Annotated in this window: 23 protein-coding genes; 10 read left to right on the top strand and 13 right to left on the bottom strand. The window is 66.7% G+C overall.

Features of this window, described 5'->3' with window-relative positions; genetic code table 11:
* The first annotated feature begins 2 nt into the window (after positions 1–2).
* From LZ005_RS20205 to LZ005_RS20185, 5 genes are read left to right on the top strand one after another with little or no spacing between them, the layout of a single operon-like run.
* Positions 3–1,142, top strand: a complete 1,140-nt coding sequence (locus tag LZ005_RS20205) for a hypothetical protein (RefSeq protein WP_237810315.1) — start codon at positions 3–5, stop codon at positions 1,140–1,142.
* Positions 1,143–1,153: 11 nt separating this feature from the next.
* On the top strand, positions 1,154–2,404 hold the full coding sequence (locus LZ005_RS20200) for a class I SAM-dependent methyltransferase (protein WP_237810314.1): 1,251 nt from the start codon (positions 1,154–1,156) through the stop codon (positions 2,402–2,404).
* Between the two features lie 7 nt (positions 2,405–2,411).
* Positions 2,412–3,071, top strand: coding sequence for a CatB-related O-acetyltransferase (locus LZ005_RS20195; RefSeq protein WP_237810313.1), 660 nt, complete (start codon positions 2,412–2,414; stop codon positions 3,069–3,071).
* Between the two features lie 11 nt (positions 3,072–3,082).
* Complete coding sequence (locus LZ005_RS20190) at positions 3,083–4,516, top strand: PfkB family carbohydrate kinase (protein ID WP_237810312.1); 1,434 nt, start codon at positions 3,083–3,085, stop codon at positions 4,514–4,516.
* The gene (locus tag LZ005_RS20185; RefSeq protein WP_237810311.1) at positions 4,513–5,196 is read left to right on the top strand and encodes a nucleotidyltransferase family protein; all 684 of its coding nucleotides are present in this window, start codon (positions 4,513–4,515) and stop codon (positions 5,194–5,196) included. The genes LZ005_RS20190 and LZ005_RS20185 overlap by 4 nt, the downstream gene beginning before the upstream one ends.
* A gap of 92 nt (positions 5,197–5,288) precedes the next feature.
* On the opposite strand, the gene LZ005_RS20180 is transcribed toward LZ005_RS20185, so the two are convergent.
* Genes LZ005_RS20180 through LZ005_RS20125 form a run of 12 tightly spaced genes read right to left on the bottom strand, consistent with a single transcriptional unit; the run spans position 5,289 to position 15,224 of the window.
* The gene (locus LZ005_RS20180) at positions 5,289–6,026 is read right to left on the bottom strand and encodes an SDR family NAD(P)-dependent oxidoreductase (RefSeq protein ID WP_237810310.1); all 738 of its coding nucleotides are present in this window, start codon (positions 6,024–6,026) and stop codon (positions 5,289–5,291) included.
* Positions 6,023–6,550 (bottom strand): WbuC family cupin fold metalloprotein, encoded by a 528-nt coding sequence (locus LZ005_RS20175; RefSeq protein ID WP_237810309.1) that lies wholly within the window; start codon positions 6,548–6,550, stop codon positions 6,023–6,025. The genes LZ005_RS20180 and LZ005_RS20175 overlap by 4 nt, the downstream gene beginning before the upstream one ends.
* Positions 6,547–7,665: a methyltransferase domain-containing protein gene (locus tag LZ005_RS20170; RefSeq protein WP_237810308.1), complete on the bottom strand. Its 1,119-nt coding sequence runs from the start codon at positions 7,663–7,665 to the stop codon at positions 6,547–6,549. The genes LZ005_RS20175 and LZ005_RS20170 overlap by 4 nt, the downstream gene beginning before the upstream one ends.
* A complete protein-coding gene (locus LZ005_RS20165; protein WP_237810307.1) occupies positions 7,665–8,723 on the bottom strand; it encodes a zinc-binding dehydrogenase in 1,059 nt (352 codons plus the stop codon). The genes LZ005_RS20170 and LZ005_RS20165 overlap by 1 nt, the downstream gene beginning before the upstream one ends.
* Before the next feature lie 10 nt (positions 8,724–8,733).
* A complete protein-coding gene (locus LZ005_RS20160) occupies positions 8,734–9,402 on the bottom strand; it encodes a class I SAM-dependent methyltransferase (RefSeq protein WP_237810306.1) in 669 nt (222 codons plus the stop codon).
* 9 nt (positions 9,403–9,411) lie between these two features.
* Complete coding sequence (locus LZ005_RS20155) at positions 9,412–10,371, bottom strand: phosphotransferase (RefSeq protein ID WP_237810305.1); 960 nt, start codon at positions 10,369–10,371, stop codon at positions 9,412–9,414.
* Complete coding sequence (locus tag LZ005_RS20150; RefSeq protein ID WP_237810304.1) at positions 10,368–10,970, bottom strand: HAD family hydrolase; 603 nt, start codon at positions 10,968–10,970, stop codon at positions 10,368–10,370. Before LZ005_RS20150 ends, LZ005_RS20155 begins: the two co-directional genes overlap by 4 nt.
* A gap of 3 nt (positions 10,971–10,973) precedes the next feature.
* Entirely contained in the window at positions 10,974–11,894 is a 921-nt protein-coding gene (locus tag LZ005_RS20145) for a transketolase family protein (RefSeq protein ID WP_237810303.1), read from the bottom strand.
* On the bottom strand, positions 11,891–12,697 hold the full coding sequence (locus LZ005_RS20140; protein ID WP_237810302.1) for a transketolase: 807 nt from the start codon (positions 12,695–12,697) through the stop codon (positions 11,891–11,893). Before LZ005_RS20140 ends, LZ005_RS20145 begins: the two co-directional genes overlap by 4 nt.
* Positions 12,698–12,699: 2 nt before the next feature.
* The gene (locus LZ005_RS20135; protein ID WP_237810301.1) at positions 12,700–13,644 is read right to left on the bottom strand and encodes an NAD(P)-dependent oxidoreductase; all 945 of its coding nucleotides are present in this window, start codon (positions 13,642–13,644) and stop codon (positions 12,700–12,702) included.
* Between the two features lie 8 nt (positions 13,645–13,652).
* Positions 13,653–14,648, bottom strand: coding sequence for a GDP-mannose 4,6-dehydratase (locus LZ005_RS20130; RefSeq protein ID WP_237810300.1), 996 nt, complete (start codon positions 14,646–14,648; stop codon positions 13,653–13,655).
* A gap of 12 nt (positions 14,649–14,660) precedes the next feature.
* Complete coding sequence (locus tag LZ005_RS20125) at positions 14,661–15,224, bottom strand: SIS domain-containing protein (RefSeq protein ID WP_237810299.1); 564 nt, start codon at positions 15,222–15,224, stop codon at positions 14,661–14,663.
* Between the two features lie 141 nt (positions 15,225–15,365).
* On the opposite strand from LZ005_RS20125, the gene LZ005_RS20120 reads away from it, so the two are divergent.
* From LZ005_RS20120 to LZ005_RS20100, 5 genes are all read left to right on the top strand, one after another.
* Entirely contained in the window at positions 15,366–16,460 is a 1,095-nt protein-coding gene (locus LZ005_RS20120) for an NAD(P)/FAD-dependent oxidoreductase (RefSeq protein WP_237810298.1), read from the top strand.
* 102 nt (positions 16,461–16,562) lie between these two features.
* Positions 16,563–18,704, top strand: a complete 2,142-nt coding sequence (locus LZ005_RS20115) for a peptidase domain-containing ABC transporter (RefSeq protein WP_269106874.1) — start codon at positions 16,563–16,565, stop codon at positions 18,702–18,704.
* Complete coding sequence (locus LZ005_RS20110) at positions 18,701–20,020, top strand: HlyD family type I secretion periplasmic adaptor subunit (protein ID WP_237810296.1); 1,320 nt, start codon at positions 18,701–18,703, stop codon at positions 20,018–20,020. Before LZ005_RS20115 ends, LZ005_RS20110 begins: the two co-directional genes overlap by 4 nt.
* A 54-nt stretch (positions 20,021–20,074) precedes the next feature.
* Positions 20,075–21,091 (top strand): D-cysteine desulfhydrase, encoded by a 1,017-nt coding sequence (locus LZ005_RS20105; protein ID WP_237810295.1) that lies wholly within the window; start codon positions 20,075–20,077, stop codon positions 21,089–21,091.
* Positions 21,088–21,822 carry an aspartate/glutamate racemase family protein gene (locus tag LZ005_RS20100; protein ID WP_237810294.1) on the top strand — a complete coding sequence of 245 codons (735 nt, stop codon included), beginning with the start codon at positions 21,088–21,090 and terminating at the stop codon, positions 21,820–21,822. The genes LZ005_RS20105 and LZ005_RS20100 overlap by 4 nt, the downstream gene beginning before the upstream one ends.
* An 85-nt stretch (positions 21,823–21,907) precedes the next feature.
* Here the strand turns inward: LZ005_RS20100 and LZ005_RS20095 are convergent, their stop codons facing one another.
* A complete protein-coding gene (locus LZ005_RS20095) occupies positions 21,908–24,742 on the bottom strand; it encodes a glycosyltransferase (RefSeq protein ID WP_237810293.1) in 2,835 nt (944 codons plus the stop codon).
* Positions 24,743–24,756: the final 14 nt, after the last annotated feature.

The raw sequence follows: 24,756 nt of genomic DNA, 5'->3' as shown, positions 1-24,756 counted from the left end.
GCATGTCCGACGACGCTGGCGAAATGACGATGGAACGCCTGCACGCCATGTATGACAAGATGCTGGACGAAACCGTCCGCATCCCCGGCCAACCGGCCTGGATCATGCTGTGCGGCTATGCCATTGGCGAGACCGCCGAGTTCTGCGCCCTGGCCAAGGCCTTCGTGGAGCACCATGGCCACGGCATCATCCTGCTGATCACGCCCAAGCACGTGTCGGTGGCGAATATGTATGCGCACCGCTTCCTCAAGGTCGTCGTCGTGCCCGACGAGCACATGCATGCGATGCTGCGCAGCGGCTATATCCCCCAGGACCGCTTTGAACTCGACCAGCCGATTTCGGCCTGCTGGATCGACCGCGGCTTCCGCGATTCGGACGGCATCAAATACCTGGGCCGCTATCCCGAGCGCGGCGGCATCAGCGAAACCGACATGATGCGTTTCGTGCTGCGCCTGCCCTGGAACGCCAAGCTGGAAGCGCCCTACATCGCCCCCGAGGCCGAGCAGCGCGCGATGGCCCTGGCCCAGGAGAAGGGCCTGCGCCTGGGCCGCTCGGTGCTGCTGTGCCCGATCAATAATTCGGCGCGCCGCTTCCCCGACCTGTTCTGGAGCACGGTCGCCGCGCGCCTGCAGGAACGCGGCTACACGGTGTTCACGAACATGGGCGGCCTCAAGCCGCACAACGGCCCCGAGACCATGCCGGTCCAGGGCACGATTCCGGTCGACCTGCCGATCGAGCTGGTGATCCCCTTCGCCCACCTGTGCGGGCGCATGATCAGCGGCGGCAATGGCATGTGCTTCCTGACCTTTCTCGGCAACCTGAAGAGCTTCAAGATGACCCAGATCCTGCCGGTGTCGAAGGACGTCCAGGTGGGCCACAGCTCGCTCGGCTTCCGCGCCCCGTATCAGGAAAAAGGCGGCGAGCTGATCAGTGCCTTCCAGTACCTGTCGCCCGAGCTCTGCCTCGACGCGCCGCTGTCGGAATACCTGCTGCAGTGGGATGCCGACGAGGCCACGATGGTCGAGCAGGCGCTGATGGTGGCCGACGACAACACCAGCGATGCGCGCTGCATCAAACGCCTGGCCGGCAACGGCCGTCCCTATATCGAAGAACACGCCGACTGGCTGCGTGACCTGGCCTAAAAGGAAAACCGATGAACCAATACCGCCACCGCGATGATTGCCGCCTGTGCGGCAGTACCGATCTGGAACTGGTCCTGCCCATCCTGCCCTCACCGATCGGCGACGCCTTCGTGAGCCAGGCCGAGCTCGACCAGCCGCAGCCGCTGTTCCCGCTCGATACCTATCTGTGCAAGGCCTGCGGCCATGTGCAGAACCTCGACATCGTCGATCCCGAGATCCTGTTCCGCAATTACACCTACCGCACCTCGGCCTCGATGGGCCTGGTCGACCACTTCCGCAAGTACGCGGCCCATGTGGTCGGGACGCTCGGCATGCAGCCCGGCGATCTGGTGGTCGAGATCGGTTCGAACGACGGTTCCCTGCTCAAGGCCTACCGTGACCACGGCCTGCGCGTGCAGGGCGTCGATCCGGCCCGCAATATCGCCGCCGCCGCCAGCGCCGAAGGCATTCCGACCCTGCCCGATTTCTTCACGGCGGCCGTGGCCGAGCAGCTGGTGCAGCAGCTTGGCCATGCGCGCCTGATGTGCGCCAATAATGTGTTCGCCCATGCCGACGGCATCGGCGACATCGTCAAGGGCATCCGCACCCTGCTGGCCCCGGACGGCGCCTTCGTGTTCGAGGTCTCCTACATCCCCGACATGATCGACGGCTTCGTGTTCGACACCATCTATCACGAGCACGTCTCGCACCACGCCCTGATTCCGCTCGAGCGCTTCTTCAACCGCCTCGACCTGTCGCTGTTCGACGTCGAGCGCGTGCCGACCAAGGGCGGTTCGATCCGCGGCTATGCCCAGCCCAAGTCGACCGGCCAGCGCCCGCAGAGCGCGCGCCTGCTGGCCATGATGGCCGAGGAAGAGCGCCGCCACATCACCGAACCGGCCATCTACCGCCAGTTCTACCAGGACATCGAAGCGCGCAAGCAGACCGTGCTGGCGTATATCGACGCCGCCAAGGCGGCCGGCAAGACCGTCGGCGTGTACGGCGCCTCGACCACGGCCACCACCCTGCTCTACCACTTCGAGCTGGAAAAGCGCGCCACCATGATGTTCGACGATAACCCGATCAAGCACGGCACCTACAGCCCCGGCGCCCACATCCCCGTGTATCCGTCGGAACAGCTGTACACGCTGCGCCCGGACATCGTGGTGATCATCGCCTGGCAGTACAGCACGCCGATCATGGCGCGCCACCAGCGCTACATGGACGAGGGCGGCCAGTTCCTGGTGCCGCTGCCGAGCATGCAGCTGCATCCGCAGCGCTGAGGCTCGCATGCTGATCAACCGCAGCAACCCCGGCGACAGCGCGCTCGCGACCACCGACCCCTTCATCCGCCTGGGTCCCGGGGCGGCCGTGGTCAACACCGAGCTGGTCGACAATGTCACCGTCGACAAGGGTTCCTGCGTCACCCGTTCGCGCCTGGGCCGCTATTTCGGCCTCGGCTGCTTTTCCTTTGTCGCCAACAGCCACATCGGCCGCTACTGCACGTTCGGCGCGCGCGTGTCGGTCGGCGCCTTCAGCCACCCGACCAACTGGCTGTCGATCCATGAATTCCAGTACCGCGACTGCAGCGCCATCTACGGCGACACGATCATGCACGGCAGCATGAACCTGGCGCCGCCGAACGCGCCGACCGAGATCGGCCACGACGTCTGGATCGGCGACAACGCCTGTGTGCGCACCGGCGTGCGCATCGGCACCGGCGCCATCATCGGCATGGGCGCCATCGTCACCAAAGACGTGCCGCCGTACGCGATCGTGGCCGGCAATCCGGCGCGCGTGCTGCGCTACCGTTTCGCGCCGGAGCTGATCGAACGCCTGCTGGCCTCGCGCTGGTGGGAGCTCGATCTCGACCGCCTCGGCGGCATCGATTTTTCGGATGTGGAAGAGGCGCTGGCCGCGATTGCCGCGCGCCGCGCCACACCAGCCTGAGAAAGCAAGCCATGTCCAAGAAGAAAACCGTCCTCGTATCGGGCAATTTCAATGTGCTCCACCCCGGCCACCTGCGCCTGCTGCGCTTCGCCAAGGAATGCGGCGACCGCCTGGTGGTGGCCGTGCAGTCCGACAAGCTGGCCGGCCAGGGCGCCCACGTGCCCGAGCAGCTGCGCCTCGAAGGCGTGCAGGCCATCGGCCAGGTCGACGAGGCCTTTCTGACCGACGGCCCGATCGGCGAGCTGGTGGCGCGCCTGAAGCCGGACGTGGTGGTCAAGGGCAAGGAACATGAGAGCAAGTTCAACCCCGAACTCGCAGTCCTGCAAGGCTATGGCGGACGCCTGATCTTCAGTTCCGGCGAATCGGCGTTTTCCTCGCTCGACCTGCTGAACAAGGAAGTCCATCCCGAACAGCTCAATTCGATCAGCCTGCCGCACGACTACCTGAAGCGCCACCGCATCGGCCACGCCCGCCTGCGCGAGCTGATCCAGGGCTTCGCGCGCGCGCGCGTGCTCGTCGTCGGCGACATCATCGTCGACGAATACATCACCTGCGATCCGCTCGGCATGTCGCGCGAGGACCCGACCATCGTCGTCACCCCGGTCAGCACCGCCCGCTTCGTCGGCGGCGCCGGCATCGTCGCCGCCCACGCGGCCGGGATGGGCGCCCAGGCCCACTTCATCACCGTCACCGGGGCCGACGCCACGCGCGACTACGTCGAGCGCGAGCTCGGCGAGATGAACGTCAAATTCGATCTGCTGGTCGACGACAGCCGCCCCACCAGCCTCAAGCAGCGCTACCGCTGCCAGGGCAAGAGCATGCTGCGCGTCAGCCATCTGCACCAGGGCGCGATTGCGACGCCGCTCCAGCACAAGCTGCTCGGTCTGGTGGAAGACGCGCTCGCCCACGCGGACGTGCTGGTGTTCAGCGATTTCAATTACGGCTGCCTGCCCCAGCCCGTGGTCGACGAGATCACCCGCATGGCCAAGGCGCGCGGCGTGCTGCTGTGCGCGGACAGCCAGTCCTCGTCCCAGGTCGGCGACATTTCGCGCTACATCGGCATGGACGTGCTGACCCCGACCGAACACGAAGCGCGGCTGGCCACGCGCAACCGCGACGATGGCCTGGTGGTGCTGGCCGAGACCCTGCGCCGCAAGGCCGACGCCCGCAATGTGCTGCTGAAGATGGGCGAGGAAGGCATGCTGGTCCACGTGGGCGACCCCGACTACAACTGGCTGACCGACCGCATCAGCGCGCTCAACATCGCCCCGCGCGACGTGGCCGGCGCCGGCGACAGTCTGCTGATCGCCAGCGCCCTGACTCTGGCGGCCGGCGGCGACATCTGGGAGGCGGCCGTGCTCGGTTCGCTGGCGGCGGCCGTGCAGGTCGGACGCGTCGGCAATGTGCCGATCCAGGCCGACGAGCTGCTGAAGGAACTCGCATGAAGGCCCTGCTGCTGGCCGCCGGTTTCGGCACCCGGCTGCGCCCCCTGACCGACCGCCTGCCCAAGTGCCTGGTGCCGATCAAGGGCGAGCCGCTGCTCGGCATCTGGCTGCGCCGTCTGCGCGCGGCCGGGGTCGGCCCCTTCCTGGTCAATACCCATTATCTGCACGAGCAGGTCGAGGCCTACCTCGAGGGCCAGCCCGACACCACGCTCGTGTACGAAGAAACCCTGCTGGGCACGGCCGGCACCCTGCTCGCGAACCAGGCCTTTTTCGCGGGCGAGGACGGCATGCTGATCCACGCCGACAACTACTGCCTGGCCGACATGGCCGCCTTCGTGGCCGCGCACCGCAGCCGGCCCGCGCACTGCCTGATGACGATGATGCTGTTCCGCACCGAGACACCGCAGAGCTGCGGCATTGTCGAGCTGGACCAGCAGGGCGTGGTGATCGGCTTTCACGAGAAGGTGGCGAACCCGCCCGGCAATCTGGCGAACGGGGCCGTGTACATCCTGTCGGCCGAGCTGCTAGCCTGGCTGGCGCGCGAGCATCCCGAGGTCAGCGACTTCAGCACCGAAGTACTGCATCGGCTGGTGGGCCGCATCTACACCTGGGAAACGCGCGCCACCTTCCTCGACATCGGCACCCCCGCCACCTACGCCCTCGCCAATTCCCTCCCATAAAAATCGGGGTCAGACCCCATTTTTCCTGCCAAACAAATGGGGTCTGACCCCGATTTGTTTGGGCGGAAAAAAGGGGTCTGACCCCGATTTTTCTATTTGTCTACGCCGGCCATGCGGCGCGCGAGCTCTTCCGGCCAGACGACGCTGACGCCGCCGTCGACGAAGATCTCTTGGCCATTGATGAAACTGGCCTTGTCGGAACACAGGAACTCGACCAGATTGGCGCTGTCGGCCGCATAGCCGACCCGGCCCAGCGGCACGAAGTCCTGGTACAGGTCGACCAGCTGCTGGTTGCCGAGGAAGTGGTGCTGGCTCTCGGGCTTCAGGTAGGACAGCGGCAAAATCGCGTTGACGCGGATGCCCTGGCGCCCCAGCTCCCAGGCCTTGTACTTGACCAGCGCGTTCAGCCCGGCCTTGGCCACATGGTAGCCGTCCGGCTGGGAGCCGCCGACAAATTGCGCATACACGGAACTGACCACCGCCACCGCGCGGTCGCCCTCGTGCACGAAATGGGGGGCGAAGGCCTGCAGCAGCTGGCGCGTGGCGTTGACGGTCACCTGCATCTCGCCGTCCCACGGGTCGCCGCTGCCGCGGTAGCGCTGGCAGAACACCAGGTAGCGCACGGGGCCGTTGGCGGCCACGGCGGCCGCTGCCGTCGCGGCCGGGTCGGGCAGGGTTTCGAGATTGCAGGGCACGTGGGCATAGGCGAGCTCGCCCTCGGGGCGGGTGCGCGACAGCACGGTCACGGCTTGCCCCTGGCTGAGAAAACGCTCGGTGATCACCTTGCCCAGGCCCTTGGTCCCGCCGACGACGACGACTTGTCCTTTCATGCTGCGCTCCCGCTGATGGCCCGCACATGCTGCTGCCAGGCTGCGATCTGGTCCGGTTCGGCCTCGGCCGCCGGGGCGAATGCTGCGAATTCGGTGGCCGCCGGATCGAAGGGGCCGTTCGTGGTTTCGTGGGTCACGATCAGCGGCGTGTGGATCACCAGCGTGTGGAACAGCGGCGCCGACATCCGATAGTAGAACGGTTTGCCGCTGCCCGGCGCACCCAGGCGCACGACCTCGCGCAGGCTGCCGTCATCGTGGAACACGACCACGTCGACCTCGCCATGCACGAGGTGGAAACTCTCGCTCTTGGCCGGATGGCGGTGCGGGCGGATATAGCTGCCCGGCATGATGGCGATGAACATCTCGTGCAGCGGGTCGCTGCTGTCGCCATGCAGATTGATGCGCACGCGCCCGCGCGGGCTGTCCTGCACGGCGCGCGTCAGCAGGGCGATCTCGTCGGCGCCAATCGCGGCCACGGGGCCGGGCGCCAGATACACTTCGGGCGATTTCTGGATCAGCTTCATGGGTCGATCAGGGTGCCGCTGCCGGCCCCCGGAAACAGGGTGTGCACGCGCACGCCGCGTGCGCGCAGGGGGTCAAACACATGGGCCAGCTTGTCGATCACGGCCGGGCCAATCGCCAAGAGGCAGATGTCGAGCGCGCTGTCGGCGGCCAGGCTGGCCGAGGGCAGAATCGGAATCGTGCTGCCGGGAATCGTGCTGCCGGCCTTGTCGGGCGCATCGTCGACCACGTAGGCGATCTGCTCGCTCAGGCCAAAGGCGTGGATGAACAGGATGGCCTGGTGGCCGGCGCCGAACACCGCGCAGCGCTGGCCGGCCAGGGCTTGCGCATAGGCGGCGCGCTGCACCGGGTAGGCGGCGCGGTAGGCGCCAAAGCGGCTGAATTCTTCCGGGTCCTCGGCCGCGGCGGTGGCGGCGCCGGGCGCCAGCAGCACACACAGGGCGTCTTCGAGCGCGCCCGGGTATCGCCATAGCGCCTGCACGGTGAGGCCGGCCGCGGCGGCCAGGCGGCGCAGCGTGGCCTCGGTGAAGTAGCAGCTGTGCTCTTCCCACAGAAAACTGATGTCGCCGGCGGCGAGGAATTTGCTGCTGTCGGGAACTTCCAGATACAGGCGGCCATCCGGGGCCAGCAGGCTGGCCAGGCCGCGCAGGGCGGCGCGCGGGTCGTGGCTGTGTTCGAGCAGATAGCGGCAGGTCACCAGCTCGGCCTGGCCGGCGCCGGGCGCGTTCAGCCTGGCCTGCCAGGCTTCCAGATAGCCGTCGCCGGGCGCGGCCACGCTGGCGCGTTCGGTCGCCCAGTCGAGGGCCGCGTGCAGCGGGCCTTCAAACGGCCCGACGCCGAGCACGCGCGTGGCCGGCGCACAATGCGCGCGCAGGCGCGCCGCCACAGCGGGCAGATGGGCGCTCGGTTCGTTGTAGCGGATCCAGGCGTGGCGCGGGCGCAGCCAGTCGAGCGGCGGCAGCTGGGCCAGCTGCACGAGCGCGCAGTGCGGACACTGGACGGCCGTCAGCGGCTGGCGCTCGGCCCCTGCCTCGCCGAAGCGATTGCAGGGCGGCAGCGGCCCGAGCGCCAGCGCGGGCGCCTGGCTCAGATCGCTGTCGCACAGCAGGCAGGCCATCAATGCCCCATGTCGATCATGCAGCGGCCGGCAATGCTGCCGTCGCGCACGCCGGCAATCGCCTCGTTGATGCGCTCGAGCGGGAAGTAGTTGGTGATCAGCTTCTTCAGCTGGATGCGGCCGTGGCGGTACAGGTCGTGGTAGCGCGGAATATCGGTGTCGGGCTGGGCCTCGCCGCCGTGCGATCCGCTCAGGCCTTTGCCGAAGTGCAGGGGCAGCGAATAGATATTGATCGTGTTGCCCTTCTTCGGCACGCCGACCAGGGTCACGCGGCCCTGCGGTTTCACCAGCTCATAGCCCATTTCGATGATCTTCGGCTGGCCGGTGTTGTCGATAAAGCTGTCGAGCTTGCCGGCGGCGACGATGGCCGTGATGGCCTCGCGCGCATCGGTCTGGCTGGCATTGATCAGGTGGGTCGCGCCCATCTGGCGCGCCAGTTCGAGCTTGTTGTCGTGCAGGTCGACGGCGATGATCGGGTAGCAGTTGACCAGGGCGGCCGCCTGCACGATGTTCAGGCCGACGCCGCCGGCGCCGAACACCACGCAGGATTCGCCGATGCGCAGCTTGGCATTGTTCTCGACCACGCCGAAGCCGGTGGTGACGGCGCAGCCGAACAGGGCCGCCACATCGAGTTCGCTGTCGGCCGGAATGCGCGTGCAGCGGTTCTCGGACACGATCGTGTACTCGCTGAAGGTGGTGATCTGGCCGGCATTGATCTTCTGGCCATTGCAGGTGTAGTGCGGGGTGACGGCTTCGATGCCCGGGCCTTTGCGCCAGTGCATGACGACCTTGTCGCCCACGGCCACCTGGCGCACGCCGGGGCCGATGGCCAGCACCGTGCCCGAGGCTTCGTGGCCGAGCAGGTGGGGCAGGTATTTGTCCTCGCCCTTGGCGCCGTCGATCTCGCCCAGTTGCGAGCCGCAGATGCCGCTGAAATGGATCTGGACGAAGACCTGGCCGACCTCGAGGGTCGCGGGCAGATCGATGGTGGCGATGTCGAGCGGGGCCTTCAGTTCGCGCAGAATCGCGGCCTTCATGGTTTTCGGCAGGGTGCTCATGCGCGTCTCCTTATTCGAAATAGATGAAGGAGTGGTCGCCCGTGTAGCCGGTCAGCTTGAACCACCAGTCCCATTCTTCGGGCGTATTGAAGGCCTCGCAGGTGACCTGCCAGTAGAGCAGATTGGCCTTCTCGGTTTCGTTGCGGTAGGACTCGACGCACAGATACTGCTTCTTGCCCACGCGCTGCATTTCCTTCAGGGCCTTTTCGAGGTCGTAGCAATGCAGGTTGTGCATCACATTGAGCGAGAAGACGAAGTCGAATTCCTTGTCCTTGAACGGCAGGGCGGTCGCATTGCAGACCTGCAGGCGGTCGCGGATCTCTTCCTTGGCATTGGCGATCGCGTATTCGGACACGTCCACGCCAACCACTTCGATGCCCGGCACCACCTTGGTGAAGTCGTACAGCAGGAAGCCCTTGCCGCAGCCGATGTCGAGGATGCGGTCGCCGGCCTTCAGGCCGTAGTGCTCGGCCATGGCGCGCGCCACTTTTTCCCAGCGCCCTTCCATGTAGCGGTAGCCGCCGTAGCAGATCTTGCGGTCGCCATCCCAGTAGTCATAGCCCCACTGCTTGGCCAGCTCGGCCGCTTTGGCCTTGGGGTAATCGGGATCGTTGACGCGGCCCAGATAGTCGCGCTGGGTGCTCTTGTGAACGACGGACATGAAGTCGATGTAAGCCATGATGCTCTCTCAAAAATGCGCGTGGAAATAGCGGCGTGCTTTATCCAGCTGGGTTTCCAGCAGGGCCGTGCCATCCAGGCCTGCATGCAGGCGGCGGGCGTGGTCGGCCTGGCGGAATTCATTCAGCAGGATACAGCACCACTTGATACGGTGTAAGGGCAGCAGGGCGGCCACGCGGGCGCTGGCCTCCTCGGCCCAGCCGGCCAGCACCAGTTCGCCGAAGCGGCGGCCCTGGGCGGCACTGACCGGAATCTCGGGCTGACACTGGAAATCGCAGATCAGCTTGGCCGGGTCGTCCCAGCCGGCATATTCAAAATCGACGAAGCCAAGCCGGCCCGCGTGCGCGAGGCTGTTGTGCAGGCCGAAGTCGGACGGCGACAGCAGCTGCTGGGTCTGGGGCAGCTCGGCGCTGCTGGCCGCCACGGCGGCGCGCGCGGCCGCTTCGGCCGGCGCCAGCTCGCGCCGCACGAAATCCTGGGCGGCTGCGTGCAGCGTGCTCGCGGGCGGCGCGGCCAGCAGGCGCGCGATGCGGCTCTGGGCCAGCTGCAGGTGGGCGTCCACGCTCAGGCAGGCGTCGGCCGCCAGCGGCAGGGCCTGGGCGGCGGCGCGCAGCGGCAGCAGGCTGCGGATGAAGGCGGCGGCCTGCTCGATGTGGCTGTCCTCGGCCTGCAGCGGGCGCGTGCCCGGCAGGCAGGAATACAGGGCCAGCTTGTGTTCGCGGTCGCAGCCGAGTGGACGCGGCACCGTGGCCAGCTCATGCTCGGCGCAAAAACTCAGAAAGCCGTATTCGGTGCCGAGGCGGTCGCGCGGGTCCTGGGCATGCTGGAAATAGCGCTTCAGAATCCAGACGCGGCCGTCGGGCGCCGTCAGCCTGTGCACCTCGCTGTTGCGGCCGGCACGGATGGCCGTCGCCTGGTGGCCGTCCGGCACACCGTGCGCGCGGCAAAAGGCGGCCACGGCAGTCGTCATACGTGGCCCAGCAGGCCGGGCAGCTCACTCCAGGCACGCATGACACGCCAGCCCGGCTTGGGCTGGGCGATGCCGTCCGGCGAGAACAGAATCTTCTCGACCTGGTCCGGCAGCAGGTCGAGGATCTCGGGCAGATCGTCGACATAGTGGGTGCAGCCGAGGTCGACGATGCGCTGCGCCTTGGCGTCCTTGGTGAGCTCAAAGAACACCTGCTCGGGCGACCAGTTCAGGCCGTCCGGCGCATGGAAACCTTCCTGCTCGAGCCAGCGGCGCGCGGCCGCGTGCAGGTCGTGCTGTTCGCCGAGGAAGGGGTAGCGCGTCTTGTGGCTGACGATGTGCATCGGCACGGCGCGCGCGGCCAGCAGGCGCAGGGCCTCGCGCATGCCCGGGTAGGGCGCCGCTTCGAGGATGCGCCCGCCATACACTTCGCCCTGCAGGCGCGTCCAGGCGTCCTCCTGGCCGACCTGGCGCAGATAGTCGCGCACGGCGTTCTTCTGGGGCGGCGTGCTGGCCGGGATCAGGCCCTGGTCGAGCGCGGCCTGGCGGAACAGCTGGTCATAGCTGATCAGGGTGTTGTCGAAGTCGAGTCCGAGGCGCATCGCTCAACCCAGCCGCGCCATGATGCGCGCATAGGTGGCGCTGGCCGACATGCCGAGCAGCTCGCGTGCATGATCCTGTTCGCCCACGCCCGACAGGAAGCGGTCCGGACCGCCCACGCACAGCAGCTTGCGCAGGTCGACGCCGGCGGCGCAGCCCCATTCGAGCACGGCACTGCCGGCGCCGCCGATCAGACCGTGTTCTTCCATCACGACGATCAGCTTCTTGTCGGCGAAGGCGCCCTGCAGCAGCAGTTCGTCGAGCGGCTTGATGGTGTGCAGGCTGACCACCTGGGCCGAGACCCCGGCCTTGTCCAGCAGCTCGGCCGTTTCGATGGCCGGGGCCAGCATCGTGCCGACCGACAGAATGGCCACGTCTTTGCCTTCGCGCACGGTGATGCCCTTGCCGATTTCAAACTGCGGCGTGGTCGCGTGCATCTTCGGCTCGCCCTTCTTGCCGATGCGGATATAGGTCGGACGGCCCAGGGCCATGGCCGCACGCACGGCCAGCTGGGTTTCGACGGGGTCGGCCGGGGCGATCACGTGCATGTTCGGCAGCGTGCGCAGGATGGCCATGTCCTCCATCGAATGGTGGGTTGCGCCCAGGCCCGAATACGACAGGCCGGCGCCGGTGCCGACCACGATCACGGGCAGGTTCGGGTAGCAGATGTCGAGCCGGATCTGCTCGAAGCAGCGCGCCGTGTTGAACGGGGTGATCGTGTAGGTGATCGGGCGCAGGCCGCAGGCGGCCAGGCCGGAGGCGACCCCGGTCATATTGGCTTCCGCCACGCCGCAGTTGTAGAAGCGGGTCGGATGCTTTTCCTTGAACTTGTCGAACAGGCGATTGCCGATGTCGCCGGCCAGCATCACCAGTTCCGGATACTCGTCACCGAGTTCGGTGACGGCCTTGGCGAAATGATTCCTCATGCAACCCCCAGTTCGGCTTTGGCCTTGGCCACTTCCTCTTCGGTGGGAATGCGGTAATGCCAGTTGTTATCGTCTTCCATGAAGGACACGCCCTTGCCCTTGACCGTGTGGCACACCACCATGGTCGGGGCGCCGACGCCGGCGCGCACATCCTGCACGGCGTGCAGCAGGGCGGCATGGTCGTGGCCGTCGATTTCGTGGACCTTCCAGCCAAAGGTGCGGAACTTTTCGGCCAGCGGGTCCAGGCCCAGCACTTCACGCGAGCGGCCGGTGGCCTGCCATTTGTTGAAGTCGACAAAGGCGCACAGGCCCTGCAACTGGTTGGCGGCGGCAAACAGGGCCGCTTCCCACACCGAGCCTTCATTGCACTCGCCGTCGCTCATGGCGACGAAGGTGCGGTAATCCTTGCCGTGGATGCGGCCGGCCAGGGCCATGCCGGCCCCGCAGGACAGGCCGTGGCCGAGCGAGCCGGTAGCCGTTTCGACCCCGGGCAGCTTGGGCGTCGGGTGTTCTTCCAGCAGCGAGCCGGCCTTGCCATAGGTGAGCAGGTCGGCCTCGCTGATGAAGCCCTTCCAGGCCAGGGCCGCATACTGGGCGCTGGCCGCATGGCCCTTGGACAGGATGAAGCGGTCGCGCTCGGGCCATTTGGGATTGGCCGGATCGAGCCGCAGCACGCTGTGATAGAGCACGGCGACGATGTCGATCACCGACAGCGACGAGGCCAGGTGGGCCGCACCGGCCCGGTGGCTCATCTCGACGGCGGTTGCGCGAAAACGCGCCGCCAGTTCTTGGGTAGAGATCATGGTCATGCCTGCAGGGCCAGGTGTTTCATCCACTTCACCGTGTAGTACTCGTCCTTGTCGACCAGTTCGCCGGCGCGGTATTTGGCGGCGATCTCGGCGATCGCATGGGCCACCGAATACTGCGGTTCAAAGCCGGTGGCGCGCAGCTTGTCCGAGTTCTGGCGGTAGGAGCGCGGGTCGTTGGACGGCGTCACGGCGATCTCGGCCGGGGTGGCGTCGGCCACGCGGCGGGCGATGTCCATGATCGAAATGTTCTCGAAGCCGGCGTTGTAGCAGCCCGACGGCAGGTCCGGCTTGGCCAGGAAATGGCGGTAGACGTTGACCATGTCGCGGATGTGGATGTTGGGGCGCGTCTGGTCGCCGCCGAACACCGTCATCTTGCCGTTCTTCAGGGCCTGCATGGTCAGCATATTGACCGAGACGTCCAGGCGCATGCGCGGCGACCAGCCGCACACGGTGGCCGGACGGATGCAGTGCACGTGCATCTGGCCGGCATACGACAGGCAGACGCGCTCGGCCACCATCTTGGTCTTGTTGTAGGCGGTGATCGGCACCAGGGTCAGGTCTTCGGTCACCTGGGGCTCGTCCTTGATGCCGTAGACCGAGCCCGAGGAGGCGAACATGAAATGCTTGACGCCGGCGCGCACGGCGCGGTCGCACAGCTGCTGGGTGGCCAGCACATTGACTTCCCACGACAGGGTCGGGTTCAGCTCGACGCCCGGGTCGTTGGCGATATTGGCCAGGTGGATGATGGTGTCGATGCCGGCCAGCGGAATCGCATCCACGTCGCGCGTGTCGCCCTGGATATTGGTCAGGCGCGGGTGCTGGGGCAGATGGTTGCCGAACCACTGGGTGTCGACCACGGTGATCGTATGGCCGTCGTCGAGCAGCTGCTGGGTCAGAACGGTGCCGACATAGCCGCAGCCGCCGGTAATCAGGATATTCATAGGGCTTCCTATCGCTTGTGGATGTAATCGGCCGGGAGGGTCTTCAGGATGTCGAGATTGTCGTCAATCCAGGCCAGGGTCTGTTGCAGGCCGGCGTCGAGGCCGATGGTGTCGGTCCAGCCGAGTTCGTCGCGGATTTTCTGGCTGTCGAGCAGATAGGCCTGGTCCTTGCCGAGGCGGTCTTCGCTCTCCTGCACCAGGCTGCTGAACGGCACGCCGGTCATCGTGCAGACGCGTTCCACCAGGGCGCGGATCGAAATCTTTTCCCAGGTGGATATGTGGTAGCTCTCGCCGATACTGCCGCGCTCGGCGATGCGCACGGTGGCCTCGGCCACATCGTCGATGTGGATGAAGGCGCGCACCGAGTGGCCGCCGCCGTGCAGCTGCATCTGCTTGCCCAAGCGCGCATACAGCATGGCGCGCGGGATGATGCGGTACAGCTGCTGGCCGGGACCGTAGACATTGGCCGCGCGCGTGAAGCAGACCGGGAACTGGTAGGCCTTGAAGAAGCTCATCAGATGCAGGTCGCAGGCCGCGCGCGAGGTCGCATACGGGGTGCTCGGGGCGAAGTGGAAAGTCTCCTTCAGCCAGCCCTCGTCGGTCGAGCCGTAGACCTCGGGGGTGGTCACGTGCACGTATTTTTTCAGGTACTTCAGCTTGCGCAGTTCATCGTGCAGCAGCACCTGGCCGACCACATTGGTCTGGTACCAGTCGGCCGGGGCCAGCCAGGACTGGGCGACCATGCCCTGGGCGGCGAAATTGACGATGTACTCGGGCTGGAAATCGTGGATCGTGGCGAGCAGGCGCGCCAGGTCCTTGTTCAGGTCGACCTGGACGAAGCGGAAGTGCTCGAGCGGCGCGTCCCATTTATAGGGCAGCATGACATCGTGCGGCTCCTCCGAGCGGCTGGTGCCGACCACATGGTGGCCCAGGCGCAGCAGGTGGCGCACGAAGCTGGCGCCCGAAAAGGAGTTGCTGCCGATGACGAGGTAACGGTTGGACATGAAAAGAAATCCTTACTGGGGCGGGTTCTCGCACAGCCACTGCATGCACATGTGGCCGATGATCACTTGCAGGTCTTCGGCGATCTGCATGTCGTCGATCGCGAAGTGGATCGGGGTGTGGGCCAGTTCCTTGCACTTGCCGCCCGAGTAGCCGAGCAGGGCGAAGGTGTGCATGCCCAGGCTGTTGCCCATTTCCAGAGCCTTGACCACGTTCGGCGAATTGCCCGACCCGGACAGCACGACCAGCACGTCGCCGGGCGCGCCCTTGACGCGCAGCTGCTCGGCGAAGATCAGGTCGTAGCCGATGTCGTTCGCCAGGCAGGTGATCACGGCGGCGTTCGCGGGCAGGGCCTCGACCTTCATGCCGATGCCGTGCTGCTTGCCGACGCCATAGGTGAAGTCATTGGCCAGGTGGATGGCATTGCCGGCGCTGCCGCCATTGCCGCAGAAATAGACGGTCTTGCCCGTCTTCCAGGCCGTGCGCATGGCCTCGGCCAGGGCAGGCACGTGCTGCATGGCGGGCAGGCGCATGGCCTGGGCCAGTTTGTCCGTATAGGAGCTGATCAAGTGCTGCATGGTCGAGGCCTTTGCACAAAAAGTTTTCTAGCCGATAAGGCTGGGGACGCTAAAACGATCTTATGCGGGGGCTGAAACTCAGTCAACTTGGAAAGAAGGCAGGTTACACTGCCAATTCTTCAATTTGCCCGTGGAAAGTGGATGCTAGATCGTCTTGATGCAGTCGTCATCGGCGCCGGCGTGGTCGGCCTGGCCGTGGCGCGCGCCCTGGCCGAGGCCGGCCGCGAGGTCGTGGTGCTGGAAGCCGAGGCCGATATCGGCATGGGGACCAGCTCGCGCAATAGTGAAGTGATTCACGCGGGTATCTATTACCCGGCCGGCTCGCTCAAGGCCGCCCTGTGCGTGCGCGGGCGCCAGCAGTTGTACCAGTATCTGGGCGAACGCGGCCTGCCGCATCAGCGTTGCGGCAAGCTGATCGTGGCGACCACGCCCGCCCAGCTGGCCCAGCTCGAGGCGATCCGCGCCAAGGCCGTCGCCAATGGGGTCGACGATCTGCGCCTGCTGAGCCAGGCCGAGGCGCAGGCGCTGGAACCGGCCCTGGCCTGCGTCGGCGCCCTGCTGTCGCCCTCGACCGGCATCCTCGACACCCATGCTTATATGTTGAGCCTGCAGGGCGACGCCGAACGCGCCGGCGCCAGCTTCGTGTTCCATAGCCCGGTGCGCGGCGGCGCCATCACCGGGGACGGCATCGAGATCGCCGTCGACGGTGCGCGCTACCTGGCGCGCAGCGTGGTCAACAGCGCCGGCCTGAGCGCGCCGGCCGTGGCGGCCAGTCTGGCCGGCCTGGCCCCGGCCTTCCAGCCCCAGGCCTATTACGCCAAGGGCAATTACTTCTCGTGCAGCCAGAAGGCCCCGTTCCAGCGCCTGATCTACCCGGTGCCCGAGCAGGCCGGTCTGGGGGTGCACCTGACCCTGGACCTCGGTGGACGGGCCCGCTTCGGCCCCGATGTCGAATGGGTCGACGCGCCCGAGTACGCGGTCGACGTGCGCCGCGCCGATGCGTTTTACGCCGAGATCCGCAAATACTGGCCGGCCCTGGCCGACGGCGTGCTGCAGCCCGACTACGCCGGGGTGCGTCCGAAACTGGCCGGCCCCGCGGGCGGCAGCCCGGATTTCCGCATCGACGGCCCGGCCCAGCATGGCGTGCCGGGCCTCGTCAATCTGTTCGGGATCGAGTCGCCTGGATTGACCAGTTCGCTCGCCCTGGCCGACAAGGTGTGCGCGGCCCTGCGCTAGAATGGCCCGTTTTTTGGCTTCTGTTTGCCAGATTGAATCGACTTCTGGTCGCTTACATTGCAGTGTGGCCATTTGCCCGCATAGCTCACCGATAGCCCATCCATGCAAGACACCGCACAACATACCGTCGTCCAATGCCTGACTGCGATAGCGCAGCACCACGGCTTGCCCGTTAACCCGGAGCGGCTGATCGAGGAATACGCGCTCAAGGAAGAGCCGGGCGATGCCCTGCTGCTGCGCATGGCGACCGAGATCGGCCTCAAGGCCCGCGCCGAGCGCCTGTCCTGGGCCGGCCTGCTGGCCCAGGAGGGCGTGTTCCCGCTGCTGGCGCGCCTGCGCAACGGCCGCGCCGTGATCGTGGTCGGCGCCCGCCCCGGTGAAGGGGCCGGCCAGATCGCCGTGCTCGACCCCAGCCAGCCGAACGCCAGCGTGGTGCTGCTGGGCGACGAAGCCTTCAAGCAGCACTGGGATGGCGACGTCGTGTTCATGAAACGCCAGCACAGCCTGAACGATCCGAATCAGCCCTTCGGCCTGCGCTGGTTCATTCCCGAGATCATCAAGCAGCGCAAAGCCTTCCGCGACATCATCATCGCCGCCATCTGCGTCCAGGCCCTGGGCCTGGCCTCGCCGATCTTCTTCCAGCTGGTGATCGACAAGGTGCTCGTGCACCAGAGCGTGACCACGCTGTGGGTGCTGGCGGTCGGCATCGTGATGGCCCTGGCCTTCGACGCCGCCTTCGGCTTCATGCGCCAGATGCTGACCCTGGCGGCGACCAACAAGATCGACATGCACCTGACGCGGCGCACCTTCAGCCACCTGCTGTCGCTGCCGATCGACTTCTTCGAGACCACCACGGCCGGCGTGATCACGCGCCATATGCAGCAGCTCGAGCGCATCCGCAGCTTCCTGACCGGGCGCCTGTTCTCCACCGGCCTGGACCTGATCGCCCTGGCCGTGTTCCTGCCGATCCTGTTCTCGTATTCGTTCAAGCTGGCGCTGGTGGTGCTGCTGTTCGCCGGCCTGATCGCCTGCGTGGTCGGGGCCATGGTGCCGACCTTCCAGCGTCGCCTGAACGCGCTCTACACCGCCGAGGGCGCGCGCCAGTCGATGCTGGTCGAGGCCGTGCACGGCATGCGCACGGTGAAGGCCCTGGCCATCGAGCCAAGCAAGCGGCGCGAATGGGACCAGCGTTCGGCCCAGGCCATCACCATGCACTTCCGGGTCGGCCAGATTTCGATCGCCGGCAATGCCGTCACCGACTTCCTCGGCAAGCTGCTGCCGGTGGTGATCATCGTGATCGGCGCCGGCGATGTGTTCGACAACACCCTGACGGTCGGCGCCCTGATCGCCTTCCAGATGATTTCCGGCCGCGTCGTGCAGCCCCTGATCGCCATCGTCGGCCTGGTCAATGAATACCAGGAGACCGCGCTGTCGGTGCGCATGCTGGGCGAGGTGATGAACCGCGCGCCCGAAGGCCGCCTCGGCGCCGGCGGCCTGCGCCCCACGCTGCAGGGCGAGATCCGCTTCGACGACGTGACCTTCCGCTATCCGGGCGCGGCCAATCTGGCCCTGAACAAGGCCAGCCTGACGATCAAGGCCGGCTCGCTGGTCGGCATCGTCGGCCGTTCCGGTTCGGGCAAGACCACGCTCACCAAGCTGATCCAGGGCCTGTACAGCGTGCAGGAAGGCGTGATCCGCTTCGACGGCATCGATGCGCGCGAGATCGAACTGGCCCACCTGCGCCGCCAGGTCGGCGTGGTGCTGCAGGAGAACTTCCTGTTCCGCGGCACGGTCAAGGAAAACATCACCCAGACCAAGCCCGACGCCACCTTCGAGGAAGTGGTGGCCGCCTGCCAGGCCGCCGGCGCCGACGAATTCATCGAGCGTCTGCCGCAGGGCTATGACACCGTGCTCGAAGAAAACGCCTCGAACCTCTCGGGCGGCCAGAAGCAGCGCCTGTCGATCGCCCGCTCGCTGCTGGCCAAGCCGCGCGTGCTGATTCTCGATGAAGCGGCTTCGGCACTCGATCCCGAGAGCGAAGCCATCTTCATTAACAACCTGTCCAAGATCGCGGTGGGCAAGACGGTGATCATGATCTCGCACCGCCTGTCGACCCTGGTCAATGCCGATGCCATCCTCGTCATGCAGCACGGACGCCTGATGGATGCCGGCCGCCACGAAGAACTGCTGTCCCGCTGCGAAACCTACCAACATCTATGGAACCAACAGACAAGCCACCTGTGAAGGACCACCTGGTCGTCGACTTCCTCCCGGACGCGGACGAGATCGAACGCCGGCCGCTGCCGCCCGTCACGCGCCTGACCCTCAAGCTGCTGCTGGCGGCCCTGGTGCTGTTCGTGCTGTGGGCCAGCTTTTCCCAGGTCGACCTGATCGTGACCGGGCGCGGACGCCTGGTGAATCCGCTGCCGAACACGGTCGTGCAGCCGCTCGAAACCTCGATCATCCAGAGCATCGACGTGCGCGTCGGCCAGGTGGTGAAGAAGGGCGAACGCCTGGCCACGCTCGACCCGACCTTTACCCAGGCCGACGAGGCCCAGCTGCGCTCGCGCCTGAAGAGCCTGGAAACCCAGGCGGCCGGGCTCGAATCCGAGCTGGCCGGCAAAACGGCGGGCGGCAAGCATACCGATGCCGACGCCCGTCTGCAGGCCCAGCTCTCGACCGAGCGCCAGGCCAATTTCCAGGCCCAGTCGCAGCGCCTGAGCGAGACCATCGCCAAGCTGCAGGCTTCGCTCGAGACCAATAAGCGCGACGTCCAGACCCTGGGCGCGCGCGTGAAGTCGCTGCGCGAAATCGAGGCGATGCAGGAAAAGCTGGTCAACCAGAACTACGGCGCCCGCCTGCATCTGCTCGAAGCCCAGGACAAGCGCCTCGAAGTCGAGCGCGATCTGCAGCTGTCGATCAACAAGGAAGCCGAGATCAAGCGCGATCTGGCCGCCGCCCAGGCCGAGAAGACCGCCTTCGACAAGGGCTGGCGCCAGAAGGCCATGGAAGACCTGCTGAACGTCACGCGCGAACGCGACAGTGTGGCCGAGCAGCTGGCCAAGGCCGACAAGCGCCACCGCCTGGTGAATCTGACCTCGCCGATCGATGGCGTGATCCTGGAGCTGTCCAAGCTGACGCCGGGCTCGGTGGTGAAAGAGGCCGAGCCGATGTTCACGATCGTGCCGCTGAACGGCCAGCTGGAAGCCGAAGTGCAGATCGACGCGGCCGACGTCGGCTATGTGAAGAAGGGCGCGCTCACCCACATCAAGATCGACGCCTTCCCCTTCCAGAAGCATGGCATCGTCGACGGCAAGGTGCGCACCATCAGCGAAGACAGCTTCCGGCGCGAGCAGGCCACGCCCGGGGCCGTGTCCGACTCCTACTATCTGAGCCGGATCGCGTATGGCACGCCGAAGCTGAAGAGCATGGGCGAGCATGCGCGTCTGCTGCCCGGCATGACGGTGACGGCCGAAATCAAGGTCGGCACCCGCTCCGTCATGTCCTATCTGCTGTGGCCGCTCACCAAGGCCATGGACGAGTCGATCCGCGAACCGTAAAGCGCGCGCAGGGGTATCATTCCAGGGAGAACACAACCCTGGAGACACCCCTGCATGAGCACCCTCGCCCGTTTCCCCCGCGTGCGCCTGACCCAGGCGCCCACCCCGCTCGAGCCCCTGCCCAATCTGAGCAAGCTGCTCGGCGGTCCGAATCTCTACATCAAGCGCGATGACAACACCGGCCTTGCGCTCGGTGGCAACAAGACGCGCAAGCTCGAATTCCTCATGGGCGAGGCGCTGGCCCAGGGCGCCACCCACATCGTGACCCAGGGCGCGACCCAGTCGAACCACGTGCGCCAGACGATTGCCGCGGCCAACAAGCTGGGCCTGCGCTGCACGGTGCTGCTGGAAGAGCGCGTCAGCGACGGCGCGCCCGAGTACTACCGCAACGGCAATGTGCTGCTCGACCAGATCATGGGCGCGAGCATCGAAACGCGGCCGGGCGGGATCGACATGAATGCCGAGCTGATCCCCGTCGGCGAGCGCCTGCGCGCGGCCGGCGAACGGCCCTATCTGATTCCGGGCGGCGGCTCGAATCCGATTGGCGCGCTCGGCTATGTGGTGGCGGCCCAGGAGATCATCGCCCAGAGTACCGAGCAGGGTCTGGTGGTCGACGCCGTCGTGCACGCGACCGGCAGCACCGGCACCCAGGCCGGGCTGGTGGTCGGCATGGAGATGGCCAACAGCGGCATTCCCGTACTGGGCGTGAGCGTGCGCCAGCCGCAGGCCAGGCAGATCGAGAACGTCACCCGCCTGGCGCAGCAGACCTGGCAGCTGCTCGAACTGCCGGGCGCGCTGCGGCCCGAGGCCGTGCAGGTCAATGCCGAGTATGTCGGCGCCGGCTACGGCATCACGACCGAGGCCTCGAACGCCACCATCGGCCTGCTGGCCCGGACCGAGGGCATCCTGCTCGATCCGGTCTACAGCGCCAAGGGCTTTGCCGGCCTGCTCGACCTGATCCGCCAGGGCCACTACCGGGCCGGCCAGAACATCGTGTTCGTCCACACGGGCGGGGCGGTCGGCCTGTTCGGCTACCGCGAGGTGCTGCAGCCGGACGGCGGCCTGCGATGAAGCAGCCGGGTCTGGTCGGCGTGCTTGGCGGCATGGGGCCGCTGGCGACCGTCGATTTCCTGCACAAGCTGGTCGCCCTGACCCCGGCCGCGCGCGACCAGGACCATGTGCCGACCGTGGTCTGGAATGTGCCGCAGGTGCCCGACCGCCAGCACTATCTGGCCGGGCACGGGGCCGATCCGCTGCCGGCCCTGCTGGCCGGCGTGGCCGCGCTCAACCAGGCCGGGGCCTGCCGCATCGTCATTCCCTGCAACACGGCGCACTACTGGTATGCGGCGCTGGCGGCGGCGAGCGCCGCACCGATTCTGCACATTGCCGACATCACCGTGGACGCGCTGGCGCTGGCGCCCGGGGCGAGGGTCGGCCTGATCGCGACCGAGGCCACGCTGGCGGCCGGCATCTACCAGCAGCGCCTGGCCGCGCGCGGCCTGGATTGCCTGGTGCCGGCGCCCGAGATCACGCGCACCGCCTTCACGCCCGGCTGCTACGCCGTCAAGCGCCACGCCCTGGCCGAGGGCGGCGCCCTGCTGGCCCAGGTGGCCGATCATCTGCAGGCGCGCGGCGCCGAGCGCCTGATCCTGGCCTGCACCGAAGTCCCGCCCGCGCTGAGCGCGATCGCCTCCCCCCATCTCGCGCACAGCATCGACCCGGCCGACGCGCTGGCGCGCGCCCTGATCGCCACATGGCAAAAAGAAAAATCGGGGTCAGACCCCGATTTTCCCGCCAGATAAATCAGGGTCTGACCCCGTTTTTTTTTAATGCCCGACACTGCTGATTGCGGCCGCCGGAAAAATGGGGTCAGACCCCATTTTTCTATCAGGCACGGTAGAGGATGTCGGTCGCCTGCTTGATCACGGCTTGCAGGCGGTCGACGTTGGCCACGCCTTTTTTCAGCTCTTCGTGCATGCTCGACATGAACCACATGCAGGTCACGAGCTTGTTGGTCAGCATGTCGTGCACCTGGGCGCGGCTGCGGATGTACTTGCCATGCTGGTGGGCGTCGCACAGCAGCTCGAGCCATTCGATGTTCGAGTTGATGCGGATGACATTGCCGCGCGCCGAGTCCTGGCCGCCGTGGATGCGGAAATAGCTGAGCGCCTCGGGCAGGTACACGCAGTTGTACTCGGTCAGCGCGGCCAGCCAGGTGGCCACGTCGGACAGCACCGAATACTGCTTGCCCAGGAACAGGCCGAACTTCTCGCCGATCGCGGCGCGGCGGAACAGGGCCGTGGTCGGCTCGCCGATGATATTGCTGCCATTGGTCAGTAGCATGTCGCCGAGCGACTGGCCGGTGATCATGGTCTCGTTCGGGAACAGGCGCTCGGTCCCGGGAATCGGCGCCATGAAATTGCCGTCCTTGTCGATCAGCTGGCGGAAGGAGGTCACCAGGCCGATATCGGGCCGCGCCAGCATATACGCCATCATGCGCTCGATCTTGGCCGGATGGAACAGGTCGTCGTCCATCAGGTAGTTGATGAACTCCCCGCTCGCATGGGCCAGGCAATTGTTGAAATTGTCCATCGGCCCGGTGTTGTGCTGGCGCAGGTAGGTGACGTGCGGATTGGCCTTCAGCAGCGGCGCCAGGCGCTCGGCCGTCTGCTCGTTGTCGCTGTTGTCGGAGATGACGACCTCGAGATTCTCCCAGCCCTGGGCCAGCGCGCTCTTGAGCGCCAGCTCGGTGTATTCGGGGCGGTTGTGGGTCGGAATCAGGATCGACACGCGCGGCAGCTTGCTGGTGCTGGCCGGCCGGGCCAGCGGCTTGCGCTCGGCCGCATTCTCGCGCTTGGGCGCGCCGCCGATGGCCACGCGCTCGTAGGCGTCTTCGAGGTCGCGCACGAACTGCTCGCTGTCGAACAGGGCGCAGCTGTCGCGCACTTCGGCCAGATGGGTCTTGTAGGCGGCCGCCTTGGCGCGGTCCTGGCCGATGGCGACGGCCTTCTCTTCGTAGTCGGCGACGTTGTCGGTGATCAGCTCGGGCAGGCCGACCGCTTTCAGCAGGCTGCCCGACATGCGCGAGGCAAAGGTGCGGCCCATGCAGGCCAGCACCGGCAGACCGGCCCACAGCGCATCGCTGGTGGTGGTGCCGCCGCCGAACGGGCGGGTGTCGAGGAACAGGTCGGCCACGCGGTAGCGCGCCAGGTAGTCGGCCGGCAGCGCGCGCTCGGCGAAGATCAGGCGCTCGCGCGCGACCCCGTGCAGCTCGGCCTGGCGCCACAGATTGGTGCGCACGGTCTCGTGGTCGGACACCAGCCACAGCACGCTGTCGGGCACGCGCTTCAGGATCCGCATCCAGGTCTCGAACATCTCCGGATTGATCTTGAAGTTGTTGTTGAAGGCGCAGTAGACGAAGGCGTCTTCGGGCAGGCTGAGCGCGGCGCGGGTCGGGGTGGCGCCGACCTGGCGCTGGCGGTCGTTGATCTGGAAGCAGCGCGGCATGTGCAGCGGCTTCTCGCTGAAATACGGTTCGAGCTCGGGCGGCAGCACGGTCGGATCGGCGATCACGTAGTCGATCTCGGGGTGGGCCGTGGGGCCGGGCAGGCCGAGCCAGGTGATCTGCACCGGCGCCGGGCGGTACATCAGGATGTTCGGGCGCGCGCCGTGGGTCAGGCCCTGCAGGTCGACCAGGATGTCGATCTCGTGCTGACGGATCAGCTTGGCGGCGTCCTCGTCGCTGACGCTGTGCAGGCGGATGTGGTGGTCGAAGCCGGCCGTCACGCGCTGGCGCAGGCTGGAACCGTCTTCGCGGCTCCAGTCGAAGCCATACACTTCGACGCGATTGCGGTCGTGCAGGCCGTACAGTTCGGCCGTGAGGATCGACACCGCATGGGCGCAGAAGTCGCCCGACAGATAGCCGATGCGCAGGCGCGAGTGGCCGTAGGACACGGGCCCGGACAGGCGCGCCACGTCCTTGACGACTTTCTCCTCGATGAAGCGGCGCGAGGCGGCCAGCTGCATGGCCGGGTCGCCCGAGGCCGACAGCATGGCCAGGGCCGAGGTCGAATCGAGCAGCTTGTCCTCGGCGATGCCGCTGGCGCTGCTGCTGTACACGGGCCACTTGCACTGCTTCTGGCGCAGATGGACCCAGTGGGTCATCACATTGGTCTGCTCGGGATTGATGGCGAGGCTGCGCGTGAGCATGTCCTCGGCATCGGGGTAGCGCTTGAGAATTTCGAGCAGGCGGCCCAGATTGTTCAGGCCCTGCACGTGGTGGGCCTTCTCGGTGGCCACTTCGGGATTGGCGACGTCGAGCACCTTGCGCCATTGTTCGAGCGCTTCCTCGGGCCGGCCCATGCGTTCGAGCAGGGTGCCCAGGTTCAGCAGGCCTTCGCAGAAGGCGGGGTTCTGGGCGACGGCGGCGCGGTAGCAGCCCTCGGCCCCGGTCAGGTCGCCGGTGTCGGACAGCAGCACGCCGAGATTGAACTGGGCCGCATAGGCGACCGGGGTGGCGGTGGCGGCCAGCCAGCGGCGGTAGAGTTCGATCGCCATCTGCTTCTGGCCGGCTTCGCCCAGCTTGCCGGCGACATTGAACAGGTCGACGATGCTGAGCGTGCCCTGCTCCGCGCTGCGGAAGGCAAATTCGAGGATCTGCTGGGCCGACAGCGGGGCTTCGGCGGCGGCGTGGGCGGGCGGCGGGGTCTTTTTCTTCGACATGTTCGGACGGGGTC

Source organism: Massilia sp. TS11, assembly GCF_022012445.1.
In the GTDB taxonomy this organism is placed as follows: Bacteria; Pseudomonadota; Gammaproteobacteria; order Burkholderiales; family Burkholderiaceae_D; genus Telluria.
Note: the sequence above shows the minus strand (reverse complement) of the source record. Positions and strands in the feature narration are given on the sequence as shown.

Excerpts from the sequence above, each read along its gene's own strand:
- LZ005_RS20145 (WP_237810303.1), bottom strand. The coding sequence starts at position 11,894 with ATGAGGAATCATTTCGCCAAGGCCGTCACCGAACTCGGTGACGAGTAT.
- LZ005_RS20195 (WP_237810313.1), top strand. The coding sequence starts at position 2,412 with ATGCTGATCAACCGCAGCAACCCCGGCGACAGCGCGCTCGCGACCACC.
- LZ005_RS20190 (WP_237810312.1), top strand. The coding sequence starts at position 3,083 with ATGTCCAAGAAGAAAACCGTCCTCGTATCGGGCAATTTCAATGTGCTC.
- LZ005_RS20120 (WP_237810298.1), top strand. The coding sequence starts at position 15,366 with ATGCTAGATCGTCTTGATGCAGTCGTCATCGGCGCCGGCGTGGTCGGC.
- LZ005_RS20095 (WP_237810293.1), bottom strand. The coding sequence starts at position 24,742 with ATGTCGAAGAAAAAGACCCCGCCGCCCGCCCACGCCGCCGCCGAAGCC.
- LZ005_RS20160 (WP_237810306.1), bottom strand. The coding sequence starts at position 9,402 with ATGGCTTACATCGACTTCATGTCCGTCGTTCACAAGAGCACCCAGCGC.
- LZ005_RS20140 (WP_237810302.1), bottom strand. The coding sequence starts at position 12,697 with ATGATCTCTACCCAAGAACTGGCGGCGCGTTTTCGCGCAACCGCCGTC.
- LZ005_RS20200 (WP_237810314.1), top strand. The coding sequence starts at position 1,154 with ATGAACCAATACCGCCACCGCGATGATTGCCGCCTGTGCGGCAGTACC.
- LZ005_RS20115 (WP_269106874.1), top strand. The coding sequence starts at position 16,563 with ATGCAAGACACCGCACAACATACCGTCGTCCAATGCCTGACTGCGATA.
- LZ005_RS20105 (WP_237810295.1), top strand. The coding sequence starts at position 20,075 with ATGAGCACCCTCGCCCGTTTCCCCCGCGTGCGCCTGACCCAGGCGCCC.
- LZ005_RS20150 (WP_237810304.1), bottom strand. The coding sequence starts at position 10,970 with ATGCGCCTCGGACTCGACTTCGACAACACCCTGATCAGCTATGACCAG.
- LZ005_RS20155 (WP_237810305.1), bottom strand. The coding sequence starts at position 10,371 with ATGACGACTGCCGTGGCCGCCTTTTGCCGCGCGCACGGTGTGCCGGAC.
- LZ005_RS20180 (WP_237810310.1), bottom strand. The coding sequence starts at position 6,026 with ATGAAAGGACAAGTCGTCGTCGTCGGCGGGACCAAGGGCCTGGGCAAG.
- LZ005_RS20175 (WP_237810309.1), bottom strand. The coding sequence starts at position 6,550 with ATGAAGCTGATCCAGAAATCGCCCGAAGTGTATCTGGCGCCCGGCCCC.
- LZ005_RS20170 (WP_237810308.1), bottom strand. The coding sequence starts at position 7,665 with ATGGCCTGCCTGCTGTGCGACAGCGATCTGAGCCAGGCGCCCGCGCTG.
- LZ005_RS20205 (WP_237810315.1), top strand. The coding sequence starts at position 3 with ATGTCCGACGACGCTGGCGAAATGACGATGGAACGCCTGCACGCCATG.
- LZ005_RS20100 (WP_237810294.1), top strand. The coding sequence starts at position 21,088 with ATGAAGCAGCCGGGTCTGGTCGGCGTGCTTGGCGGCATGGGGCCGCTG.
- LZ005_RS20165 (WP_237810307.1), bottom strand. The coding sequence starts at position 8,723 with ATGAGCACCCTGCCGAAAACCATGAAGGCCGCGATTCTGCGCGAACTG.
- LZ005_RS20130 (WP_237810300.1), bottom strand. The coding sequence starts at position 14,648 with ATGTCCAACCGTTACCTCGTCATCGGCAGCAACTCCTTTTCGGGCGCC.
- LZ005_RS20135 (WP_237810301.1), bottom strand. The coding sequence starts at position 13,644 with ATGAATATCCTGATTACCGGCGGCTGCGGCTATGTCGGCACCGTTCTG.
- LZ005_RS20125 (WP_237810299.1), bottom strand. The coding sequence starts at position 15,224 with ATGCAGCACTTGATCAGCTCCTATACGGACAAACTGGCCCAGGCCATG.
- LZ005_RS20185 (WP_237810311.1), top strand. The coding sequence starts at position 4,513 with ATGAAGGCCCTGCTGCTGGCCGCCGGTTTCGGCACCCGGCTGCGCCCC.